The sequence below is a fragment of the Sulfidibacter corallicola genome (assembly GCF_017498545.1).
Taxonomy (GTDB): domain Bacteria; phylum Acidobacteriota; class Holophagae; order Acanthopleuribacterales; family Acanthopleuribacteraceae; genus Sulfidibacter; species Sulfidibacter corallicola.
The window spans coordinates 4,424,444-4,437,123 of sequence record NZ_CP071793.1 but is presented as its reverse complement, the minus strand read 5'-3'; the positions used below and the strand labels follow the sequence as shown (position 1 = coordinate 4,437,123).

At 59.4% G+C, this 12,680-nt stretch carries 1 protein-coding gene (cut by a window edge); it reads right to left on the bottom strand.

Going from position 1 to position 12,680, the window contains the following annotated elements; translation table 11 throughout:
* Positions 1-12,680: the start of a non-ribosomal peptide synthetase gene (locus J3U87_RS13240; RefSeq protein ID WP_237383521.1), read on the bottom strand. Its footprint begins 33,484 nt before the window's first position; only the first 12,680 of its 46,164 coding nucleotides appear in the window; it begins with the start codon at positions 12,678-12,680; its stop codon lies beyond the left edge, outside the window.

The following is a 12,680-nucleotide window of genomic DNA, read 5'->3' as shown; positions in this document are numbered from 1 at the left end:
TTGCAGGCTTCGTGAATGGCCACCAGCGCCGAAGAACACATGGTGTCCACCGGCATGCTGGGACCCTGTAGATTCAAGTTATAGGAAACGCGGTTGACCAACGCCGAAAAGCACGTCGCCGGCAGGTGACGCTTGCGTTCCGAAAGGTGCAGGTTGAAGCCCTGCTTGGTGATTCCCGCAAACACACCGGTCTTGCGGCGCAGTTCATCGGAGAATCCGGAAGGCGCGTAACCGGCGTCTTCCAACGCGTTCCATGCCTCTTCCAGGAACAGGCGTTCCTGAGGGTCGGTGTTCTCGGCGTCTCGCGGCGTCATGTCGAAAAACAGCGGATCAAACAGGTTGACGCCGCTCAGAAAGCCCCCCCACTTACCGTAGCTCTTCCACAACGTGCTCGCTTCTTTGGCGTTTGCGTGCCAGTGCGCGTTGAGGTCCCAGCGTTCGGAGGGCACCTCCGTGATGCCGTGCTGGCCGGATTTCAGGTTTTCCCAAAACGCCTCCAGGCTTTCGGCTCCTGGGTAGCGGCCACTCAGACCGATAATCGCGATGGGTTCCACGCTCGCCGGGCTGGAAATCGGCGGCGCATCATCGGCCTTGATCGAAACCGGCGTCGGCGCATCGACGCTTAACAACGCTTGTAGCCGCGACGCGTGGTGTTCTATGAAATGTTGCGCCAAGGCTTCGACGGTCTGCACCTCGTAAAACAAGGTGTTTTGGACGTTCTCAAAGTCTTCGTTCAATCTGTGGGTCAGTTGCGTGATCAAAATCGAATCGAAACCATAGGTCGAAAAGGGCTCGAACGGATCGATCAGGTTCGGCTCCATCTTTAGCGTTTCCCCGATCAATGCTCTGAAATACGCGATGCTTCGTTCCCGGAAGGTCGTGCCCTGAAGCTCGGGCTGGGCCGACCGAGGCCGGGTGGCGATGGTTTTGTGGAAGCCGATTTGTCGGGCCGGTCCGGTCAGCAGGGTTTCCAATGCGGCCATGCCCTCGGCGGGCTCGATGGCCCCGATCCCGCGTTGCTCGAGGCGGATTTTGATCTCTTTCGAAATCGCTGCACCGGCTCCCAGGTCCCAGTAGCCCCAGTTCATGATGTTTACGTCGCACGGCCAATCCTGGGCGAGACGCTGGGAAAAGGCTTCGACGAACGCGCAGCCCGCGGCGTAGCCCGCCATGCCGGCGGGTGGGTCGAAGGCCACGAGCGAGGAGAAAAACAGGACGAAATCCAGGCGCTCTTCGGCGAAGACCTGCGCCATCCGCAGGCTGAGATCCAGCTTCACGGACAGGATCTCGCGGAACCGCGCCTCTTCCATCTCCGCCAGGTTTCGATCGAACGAACCGACGGCCGAATGAATCAAGCCGTCGATGCGCGGATGGATGTTTTTGATGGTCACATAGGCTTGCTGCAGCGATTCGCGATCCGTCGCATCGGCCTGAACATACAGCGGGGGTCTGCCCAATTTGGCCAAATCGTCCAGTTTGCTTTGAACGGCAGACGGTTCCCGACGACCGATCCAGACGATCCGGGCCTGGTAGTTCTCGATCATGAACCTGCTCCAGGCCTGGCCAATGCCGCCCGCGCCGCCGATCACCACATACACGCCTTGGAAGCGATAGGCGGATTGGCCGGTGCCATGCTGCGGGAACGGTTCGAGGCTTTGCTGGAACCATTGCCCGCGGCGATAGGCCAACGTCGTTCCCGGCTCCTGGGAGAACATGTGCCGGATGGGCCAGGGACGATCTGCTGGAAGATCCAGAAGCCGGATCTTCCAGCCGGGATTCTCTTTGGCCAGCGAACCCATCAAACCGTGAATCGCCGCGTGCGTCGGATCTACCGGGTCTTCTTCAAAGACGGGCATGGCCTGGGTGGTGATCAGGGTCCAATGCAATTTTCCGTGCGCCAAACTCTGGAGCGCCTTGATCAGACGGAAGACCTGGTAAACGCCCTGTTCTTGTTGCTCGATGAGCGCCTCGTCCGTGAGGCGGGTGATCCGAGCATTCGGCGCAACCCAAATCAGATGATCCACCGCGCCGACCCGTTGTGCCATCTCGGCAACGGTCGTCTCCGGCTCGATGCTCAGGCACTGGAGACCGGGATAAATGGTTCGAACGGCGTCTGCCTGCGCCTGGCTGCCGCCGATCATGACCGTCCTGGCCGTCTCCGAGGGAACCGGTGACGGGTTCGCCGACACGGACAGCGGTTGTGGCACCGGACGCAAGAGTTGGGTTTCGAACGGGACGGCGACCGGTTCTTTTGGCGGTTGCGCCTTTTCGGTCGTCAACCAGTAGCGGTCTCTGGCGAAGGGGTAGGTGGGCAGATGGATGTTGGTGGGCCGCTGCGTGGCCCACATACTCGGAATGTCGTAACCCCGGCAATACAGATCGGCCAAGGCATTCAGAATTTCGCGATAGGCTTCGTCCCGGTTTGGCAGGTCGCGGGCCTTGTCCTGCAAGTCGGCGATCATACCGTTCATGACCGCTTGCGCTTTAAAGTCACGCGAGACTTCGCCCTGGATTTGCATGCCCCGTTTCCAGGCTTCCAGGGCTTGCGGCACATCTTGAACGACGACGGCGCAGCGGTGTCGGAAATGGAAACGACCGTCGATCAGCGTATGGCTCATGGCCGCCAAATCTCCAGAGGACGGCGCCTGGCGCGCCAAATAGTCCATCAAATCCGCGATTTTTTCGCGTAGGGCGGTCTCGGTTTTTGCCGAGAGCGGCAGCAGAACCCAGGAGTGCGGCGGATCGGGCCGTTCTTCCTGGACGTATTCGCGAACGACCATGTGGGCGTTGGTGCCGCTGAGACCGAACGCGCTAAGCGCTCCGGTTCGGGGATGTTTGTGCTTTGGCCAGGGCTTGGCGGCCTTATTGACGTAAAACGGGCTTTCGTTCCAGGCGATGAAGTCGTTCTCTTCGCCGCAGTTCAGGCTGGCGGGAATCGTTTGGTGACGCAAGGCTTGCAGCACATTGACCAGGCTCACCAACCCGGAGGCTGCGAAGGTATGACCGAAGTTGGTCTTGCTGGAGGTCAGGGCACAGGTACCCTGTTCGCCGGAGAAAACTTTGCGCAGGGCGTTGATTTCAACCGGATCGCCCAATTTGGTGCCGGTGCCGTGGGCCACGACGTAGTCGATCTCCCGTGGATTCACTTGGTAGCGTTGATAAACGTCCTCGACGAGCTTGCTCTGGGCATTGCCGTTGGGCGCCGTGATGCCGTTGGTCTTGCCGTCGTAATTCACGCCGCTCCCGTGGATCACGCCATAAATCGAACACCCTTCGGCTTCGGCCTTCGACAGCGGTTTGAGAACCAGCGCAACCACGGCCTCGCCGGGAACCATGCCGTCCGCGCGTTTATCGAAAGCGCGGCAAACGCCGTCACTCGACAACATACCGGCTCTGCGCATGGCCTCGAAGGGCGCCTCGCTGAGCAACAAATTGACCCCGGCGACGACTGCCGTATCGCATTCGCCCGCCCGCAGGTTTAAACAGGCTTGATGCGCGGCCACCAATCCCGAAGAGCAGGCCGTATTGATCGCCAGGGCTGGGCCGTTGAGGTTCAGGAAATAGGCGAGCCGCGCTGCCAAAATACCGGTGTGGTTGGATGTCAGTTCCCGTTCGTCGCCGGGCACCCGTTGATAATCGCCGTCCTCGACGCCGACAAACATCCCGATGCGTTCTTTGTCCAGACGTCTGGGCCCGTATCCCGCATCTTCCAGAGCTTTCCAGGACTCTTGCAACAGCAAACGCTGGCGAGGGTCCATGGTCTCGGCTTCGCGCGGTGAAATCTCGAAAAACAGCGGGTCGAACTCGTCGACGCCGTCAAGAAAAGCCCATGATTTGCAGTTGTTTTGGTTGGGAATGCCGAAGCGTTGATCGGTGCCGACCGCGCTTTTACCCGCTTCGAGAAGGCGCCACATCTCGTCGCAATTCTTGGCTTGGGGAAAGCGACCGCTCATGCCGATGACGGCGATCGGATCGGCTGGGTCCGAATTCGTGGTTCGGCGGGCCTCGGGTATCGTTTGGATGACCTGTTTCACAGGCGGCGCGGTGTCACGCTTGTAGAGGTTCCGAACGGTTTCGGCATGGTCGTTCATCAAATACTGTGTGAGTTGGTCCAGCGTGGCGTTTCCAAAGAACAGGTCCGGCGTGATTTGGATGCGATAGTGGCTGCTGAGCAAATCGGCGAATTCGATCAGGAGCACCGAATCGAATCCGAAATCGGCCAGGTTGGTTGCACCGTCCAAGCGATCTCTGGGAATTTTGAGAATCTTGCCGGTCAGTTCCTGGAGATCCCAAAGCACACATTGTTCAAGGCCAAAGCCTTCCATTTCGGGACGGCGACCGCTGATCTCGGGATGCACCACCCTTTGGGATACAGGCCTTTGGGTCAACCCTAAGAAGCGATGCACCCGCTCCCGTTGGCCGCAAAGGACCAAGTGGCTCGTCTTGTTCTGAGCCAGAATCGATTCGAAGATTGCAAAGCCTTCTTCGGTTCGCAGGGCGCGTTGGCCGCTGGATTTCAGGTACGTGCGGAGGCCCTCGTCCGAGGCCAGTGCCATGCCGCCATCCTGCCAAACCGGCCATTGAACCGCGAATGTCCGAGTGCTGCGAGCATCTGCAAAGGCCGTGAGGAACCGGTTGGCGACGGCGTAATCGCAGGAACCGAAATCGCCCAACACGGCGGATGAAGAGGAGAAGTAGCAGGTGAAATCCCGGGGCGCGAGAACCGCATCGAGTACCTGACAGCCTTTGATCTTGGGATCGAGCACGCGACGGAATGCATCCATTTCCTTGTCGCGAATGCTGCGCTCGTCGGCGATGCCCGCCATATGGAGGACACCGTGAATCTCGCCAAACGGATTGCCCTTTTCCAGGCCGCTTTCCATCTGCCCCTGATTACAGACATCGACTTGAATGTAAACGGCTTGCCCGCCCGCCTCCTCCAGTGCTGCCAGTTGATCGCGGATGTACGGGTTCAGGGGGGATCTGCCGGTGAGGATCAATTTGGCGGCGTACTTTTTGGCCAGCCGTTCGGCAAACAGGTACCCGAGTCCACCGCAACCACCCGTGATCAGATAGACCCCGCCGGTTCTCAGGCGGCTCGGCCCCTTTTCCAGGTTTGTGGGGCGCACCTGCGGGCGGTATCTTTGATTGCCCCGATAACAAACACTTTGCAGCTCAGGTAGATGCAGCTCCCGCACGACTTTTCGGATCCCGTTCGGGATGTCGCCAGACTGCAGGGCCATCACCCCGATCTGGGTTTTTCGCAGATGCGTTTTCAAGGAGCGCGCAAAACCGATCCAGGCGTCCAGGTAGCAACGCTCCAGCTCGTCGTCGAACCCGCCTGCTACGACGACCCGGCTCGGCGCGATGGGATCCAGGGCCTTGAGCATGAAGAACAAATCGGCCGGATCCCGTCGATAAGCGGCGTCTTCCAAGGGACGGAGGTAAAGCACCGCATCGATTTGCGCCTCGTCTTGGATTTGCTGAAGGGCATGTAGGTAGGCCTCTGGTCGATGGGGTTGGTCCTGAGCGATAAAGTGGACTTTGGCCCCGGGGCTGACGGTCTCGAGTTCCTCGAGCAGGACCCGTTGATTGGCCATATCCGAAAGAAAACAGACCAGGGTTTTGAATCCCAGGGAAGTCGTTTGCGGCAAGGGCTCGGCTTGCCACGTTTCTTCGAAAGTCATGACTTCCATGGCGGCTTGATGGGCCGGGCTTTCCGTATCGGTTTGATGGACTGGGTTTGGAGGCGTCAGGCGGTAGGTTTGCTTGTCAAAGGAATAGACCGGAAGGCTGATGCGCCTTGGGCTGCCCGGCTCTCGCCACTCAGCTTCGCCGGTGTTTTGCCATTGCTCCAACAGTTCGAGTTTCGCCGCCCATTCGGGCCGATCTCGATAGGAATCCAGCGGATCGCGGCCCGCCAGAAATTCGGAAAGGCCGTTTATCAGTTCCGATACGGAACGGGCCGCGAACCCGGCGCGGCGCGCCATGGTTTCCCTACCGACGCGCAAGGTGAACGCCAGATCGTTGAGGTTCACGAATTGCCGGTGACGCGCCAAAAAGCGATGAAGGTTCTCCACCGTGGCGTTGAGGCTCTCGTTGGTCTTGGCCGAGAGCACGACCAGGCCCGGTGCCTGCAAATCGTCGATGGGAACCCGTTCCGCACGATGTTCCTCGATGATCACGTGCGCATTGCTGCCGCCAGCCCCGAACGAGGAAACGCAGGCGATGCGTGGGCGGTCGCGGCCGTCGGCGTCGACGGGCTGCCAAGGTTCCCGTGTTTGTTGCACGCGAAACGGCGTGGTCGAAAAATCGATACCTGGATTCAAGCGCGCGGCATGGAGCGAGGGGACCAAACGGCGATGTTTGATTTGCAGCAGGACCTTGGTGAGTCCCGCGATGCCCGCGCCCGCCTCCAGGTGCCCGATATTGCTTTTGAGCGAACCGATCCGGCAATAACCCGTCGTGTTCGTTTGGAACGCATCTGTGAGGCCGCGAATTTCGATCGGATCGCCCAGGGCCGTGCCGGTCCCGTGTGCCTCGACGTAACTCACGTCTTCGGCTGCCACGCCGCTCCGCGTCAAAACCGTTCGAATCAGATCCCGATGGGCCTTGGGGCTCGGCACCGAGTAGCCGCCGGTTTTGCCGCCGTGATTGGTGGCCGATCCACGAATCACGCCGTAGATGTGATCCCGCGCGGCAACTGCTTTGGAGAGCGGTTTGAGCAGGATCGCGCCGACCCCTTCGCCTGGGGTCATGCCGTCGGCGTTTTCGCCGAAAGCCTTGGTGCGTCCGTCGGCCGAGAGCATCCGGCCCTTGGAGAATTCGACGAAGGCCGAGGGGTGGGTGTAGGCGTTCACGCCGCCGACCAGCGCCATGCTGCATTCGCCGGAAGCCATGTGGCGGCAGGCTTCGTGAACGGCGACCAGGGACGAGGAACACATGGTGTCGATGGCCATGCTGGGACCGGTGAAGTTGAAGGCATAGGACACGCGGTTGGCCACGGCGCTGAATGAATCGGGATAAGGGTCCTGGCCGAACTTGGAGACACCGACAAAAACGCCCACCGTCTCCTGGCCCAGTTCCGAGGGGACATGTCCCGCGTCTTCAAAAGCCTGCCAGGCGGCTTGCAGGAACAGACGCTCCTTGGGGTTCATGCGCTCGGCTTCTCTGGGCGAGATGTGGAAAAACAAAGGATCGAAGTCGTACAGCCCTTCTAAAAATCCACCCCATTTCCCGTAACTCTTGCCCTCTTTGATGGCCAGATCCGGGTCGGGTTGGAAATGCTCGTCAGTCCAGCGGTCGGTCGGAACTTCGGTGATCGCGTTCACGCCCTCGACCAGGTTGTGCCAAAACGTATCCAGGTCCGGTGCTTGGGGATAGGCACCCGCCAGCCCGATGATCGCGATCGGCTCCTGCGTTGCGACCGGGGAGGGGGATCGGAGCTGTTCCGCGGCTTCCGCCATAATCTTTTCCGCCACGACGTCGGCGTGGCGGTTTCGCCAGTCTTCCAGCGGCGTGCCCTTGACCCATTCGTTAAAGGCGCCCATGGCCTTGCCGCAGTAGATTTGATAATTGTCCGAGTCGGCCCGGCCCGACAAGGCGGCCTGGAAACTGTCTTTCATGTAGTAGGCATAGATGGGAAATAGCTCGGAATCTTTGAAGGCGATGTGGCGAAACGGCGTTTGTGACGCGGTGTAGGCCCGAGCATCGGCTGCGATGGTTTCTAAGTCGCGTCCGTTGAAGCAGGCTTGAACCAGGGCTTTTTCTTTTTTGGTCAACGCGCTTAGTTTTTTGTATTTGCGGCACATGGCGGCCAGCTTCTCGGCACGTGTCGCCATTTTGGTTCCCGCCGCGGCGACCTGAACCTTGGCGGACACGTCCATGACCAAATTGGGCAGGTAGGTCGTGTCGTGAATCCCGAGTTTTTGCAGAATGTCTTTCGCGGTGTCGCTTTGACCGCATTCCACCGTGCATTGGTTGATCGAACCGGACACCACGAAATCGGCACCCATGAACAGCGCCGCCGCCACGTTTTCGGGCGTGGAAATCCCGCCCGCGACACCGATGTAAAGGGGATCGTCTTCGTATTGCCGCTCTTTTTGTGCGCGTAGGCGTTTGAGCGCGGGCAACGCGACCATGAAATCCTGGCGATCGGTAAACCCGGCCGAATCGCCTTCGAACACGATGGCCGATGCATAGGGAACCCGTTTGGCCCAATCGTATTCGCGGTCATCAATCAAACCGCCGACCTTTAATTTCCTCAAGATTTGCTCGGGAATCGGGTCGGTAAAGCGCTCGGCCAGAGAGAGTCGGGTCAACTTGACGATGATGTGGCGGTTGCCGCGAATCGTGCCGTCGCTGTCTTGACGGAGGCCCTTGATGCGGTACAGGCACGCGCGGGTGTGGACATCCAACCAGCCGGACATCTCCAAGCAGGGCACGTCGTGTTCCATGGCTTTGTCGATCACGAATTCGGCGAAGGCTTCGGACGATTTCATGTTGAAGACGTTGATGGCGAAAACGTCGGCCTGCGTTTTGACGGTTTGAATCGCCTGTTCCACCGCTTCCGGTTCCAGCCCGGCGGTGCCCAGGGTGGGTAACAGCATCGCCTTGGCCAGGCGGATGACGAATTCGGGCGTGGCCAGGTTGTTGCCCATACCGCCGGTCATGTAGGGATACTTCAAGCCGAACTGTTTCATAAAGGCGCGGCTGCGGGCGGAGAACGCGTCTGGGGTCGCGATCGTCGTTTCGGGTTGGACTGTCGGCGTCCGCAGTTTGTCGATGGCTGCTGCGGTGCCCACCAGAAAAGAAACTTGCGAGGCCTGCGATTCATGCAAGAGCGTGTGGAACGCGCGCAGGCCCTCGTGGTTCTCCAGAGAAACCAAACCGGTTTGATTGAAAATCGCGCGACGACGGCCTTCATCCATGAACATGCCGCCGTGCAGCCAATTCGGCCAGTTGATGCTCAGCGTGTGGCCGGATCTCTGCCCGGTGCGGACCAGACGGTTGCGGTATGCCGCGTAGGCGTCTTGGAAACCATTGGCGGCGGCGTAGTCCCAGTGTTGGTTGAGCCCAGAAGAAGCCTGAGAGGAAAAATACACCACAAAGTCCAGTGCTTCATCTTTGGTGCATTCATCCAACAACAGTGTTCCCTTCATTTTTGGGTCCAGCGTGCTGAGGATGTCCGATTCACTTTTCTGGAAGATCGGACCGGGTTTGAAAAAGCCGGCGCAATGAATGATCCCGTTGAGCTTTTGATGCTTTGTTCGGATTTGGGCCAATCCGCGATCGATGGATTCACGATCGGTGACGTCTACTTCAAGGTATTGAATACAAATACCTTTGTGGTTCCATTGGTCGAGCCATTGTCGTTTCTCCGCATCGAGGGCGGAACGACCGGACAAAATCAAGTGGACCTTTTCCTGCTCGAGCATGGAGGCGGCGAGCAGTCGGCCTAGGGCACCCATGCCGCCCGTGATCCAATAAACACCACCCTCTTGGAGTTTGCTGGGGTGTTTGGAAGGCGCAAAGGCTTCGAGGCGACGCACTTCTCGGGTCAGATCGGCGCCGTAGCGGATACAGTCTGCCGTGTCTGGGAAACGGCGTTCGGCGGCCACGATTTTTTCCCAGGCGGCATGGTGCCGAAGGCTGAAATCCGGGCCGTAAATCATCCGGAACCTGATCTTGGATGTGTCCAGAACCACCGAACGCATCAACCCATACAGATAGGCATAACGCCAAGCCTCGGAGCGGGGCGCGAGAACCAGGATGGCGCAGGGTTTGGGTTGCAGCATCAGCTTTTTGAAGGTTGCGATCAAGCCCGGCACCTGTTTCGCGGGGTCCACGCCGATGTCGTGCAACCTGACATTCGGAAAGAGGTGTCCCAGGCCCGCGTTTTCCTCCGGCATGAACAGGTGGCATGCCCCATCGAGCCTTAGATCCGCCGCGCCAGGTTCGGCGGGTCGCCAAACCGGTCTGAAGTAAGCTGACACCCGGTCGTGGGTCGCAGCCGGAACGGTCTGCGACTCTTCTGCCGCCTGCGTCGTTTGCTCGAGTTCCTGATCCGGGGTTGCCTGCCTGAGTTCCGGGTAATGTTCATGAATGTATTCGATCAACGAGAGGGGTGTCGTGTGCTCGAAAAAGACGACGGGATCCAGCTCTAATTGGTAATGGTTCAACTGCTTGGCGAGATCGGTGACCATGATCGAGTCGAAGCCCATTTCGAAAAAGGATTCTTCCAGGTCCACATCCGCCGGCGCGGTTTTCATGAAATGGGCAACCACCTGTCTGACGATCTGTTCCACTTCGGTGCGTGCCACCGTTTCGGTCTCGGGCGGTTCAACGCGTCGCGCGACCGCTTCCACCTCGGTGCGTTTCGCGGTCGCGGCTTTTGGCGCGCCCACGACATTGGGCGCGGCGATGGCCCGCGAAGTAAACTCTCGAATCTCCACGACGACCTGACCCACCAGGTCGCAAATATCCACATCCAGTCGCACGACCGAACCCTTGGCGGCGGACGGATCGCTGAATCGGATGAACGCCACGCAATGCGGTGGGATCTTTTGATGGATGGTCATGGATTTCATGTAGAAGGGAATACTGGCTTCCGTGATGCCGCCGGGCATGAGGAAGGCGCCGCCATGCAGCGCGCTGTCCAGCAAAGCCGGATGCAGCAAGAAGGGATGGTGCGCATCCCCCGGCAGATCGATATACGCCAGCACGGTTCCCTCGCCGACCAGGACGCGGTTCAGGCAGCGAAAGGCAGGGCCGTAATTGAGACCGATCCGGTCATAGCTCGTGTAAAACGCTGCTTTGTCGAAAGCCACTTCTGCGCACGTGCTCTGGATCTGGACCAGATCGTGACGGGGCGCCTGTTGGAGTGCCTGACAAGAGACTTCGCCCTCGGCGTGATCGCGGGTTTCATGGTGCGGTTCCGCGGCGGCGGAGACCTCGTAGCGGTAACCCGAATCGGTTTGCTGCAACCCGATCTCGACCTTAATCCCGGCATCGACGAACATCGGTGCCTTCCAAGCCACGCGTTGCAACCGGGTGACCGTCTTCCCGGTTCGTTGGGCGACAGCGGCCCTGGCCATTTCGATATAACCCATCCCGGGAAAGATGTTGCGATCCATGACGCCGTGATCGGTCAGGAAAAATTCGTCGCCGCTGAAGGTTACCTGAAAACGCGAGGCGTCTTGGGTCCAGCTCGCCAAAAAGGGGTGCGGCACCTGAGGGGACGGGCCCTGAATCCAAAACGGCTGCTTGTCGAAAGCATGGGGTGTCAGCCGCGCTCGCGAAGGCTGCTCGGTTCGATATTCTTCAATCAGGATGTGCGCGTTGTTCCCGCCGGAGCCGTAGGAATGCAGACCCGCCAGACGGGTATGGGCCTGGCGTGGCCAGGGCTCCGTTTCTTTCACGGGGCGGCAGGGCTGATCGTCGACCTCCAAATCGGGATTGAGTTCGGTGAAATGGAGAATTTTGTGGATTTTGTCGGTGTGCAGGCTGCGGATCATTTTGAATAGAGCGGCTAAGGCTGACGCGGCGTGCATGTGCCCGGCCATCGGTTTAAGCGTGCTGACGCGACAGGCGCCTGGCGGTAAAACAACGCCTCGTTCCGTCGCCAGACCCTTTAAGGCGCGGTTCAGCGCTTCCCATTCCACCATGTCGGCCACGGGGTGACCCATACCTTGAGCTTCGATGTAGGACAGGTGGCGCGGATTCAGGCCTACTTCCCGGTAACATCTTTGGATCAGTTCGATGTGCGCGGCGATATTCGGCGAGGCGATCGACATACCGCCCTGGCCGTTGTAATTCACCGCCGTGTTCTTGATGACCGCATAAATCGGATCCTTTTTTGCCTGGGATAAAGGCTTCAACACCAAACAGGCGACACCCTCGGCGCGAAGATAGCCGCGGGCTTGCTTGCCGAAAGAGTGGACCACCGGATCGGGGCTCATCTGCCCGATCTCCGAGAGTTGGATAAATAGATCGGGTCGCAACAAGAGGTTGGCCGCGCCCACCACGGCTTGATCGATTTCACCCGAGCGCAAGGCGTTCACGGCGCGATGCAGGGCGACCGCGCCGCTGGAACACATGGTATTGACGAACTCGCTGGGTCCGCGGAAATCATAAAAGTAGGAGAGGCGGTTGGCGATCATGCTCGGGGCCTGGCCGAATCCCTTGCCGGGATGGATACCCCAGTCACGCAGGTTTTGCAGATACTCGTTGCCCTCTTCGCCGATGAACACGCCGATCTTGCCCCCTTTGAACGTTTCCGGTGCATAGCCGGCATCTTGGAAGGCGTGGTACACCGCCATCAACAACAGGCGCTGTCTGGGGTCCATGGTCTCGGCTTCGCTGGGCAGGATTTTGAAGAATTTGGGATCGAAACCCGCGATATCCGGGATGAAGCCGCCCCATTTGGTATGGCTCTTATCTGCGGCGCCCGGGTCGTAGACGTCTCGCCAGTTGAATCGGCTCGCGGGGATTTCTTCAATTAAGGACCGATCTTCATCGAGTGCTTCCCAAAACGCCTGGACCGACATGCTCCCGGGAAAATATCCGGCCAGGCCGATGATCGCGATCGGCTCCCTCGCCGGTGGCGCGTCGGGGCGTGCTTCGGATCTGGCGTCGAGGATTTTTTGTTGGATCAATCTCAGTTTTTCTTGGGTATCCAT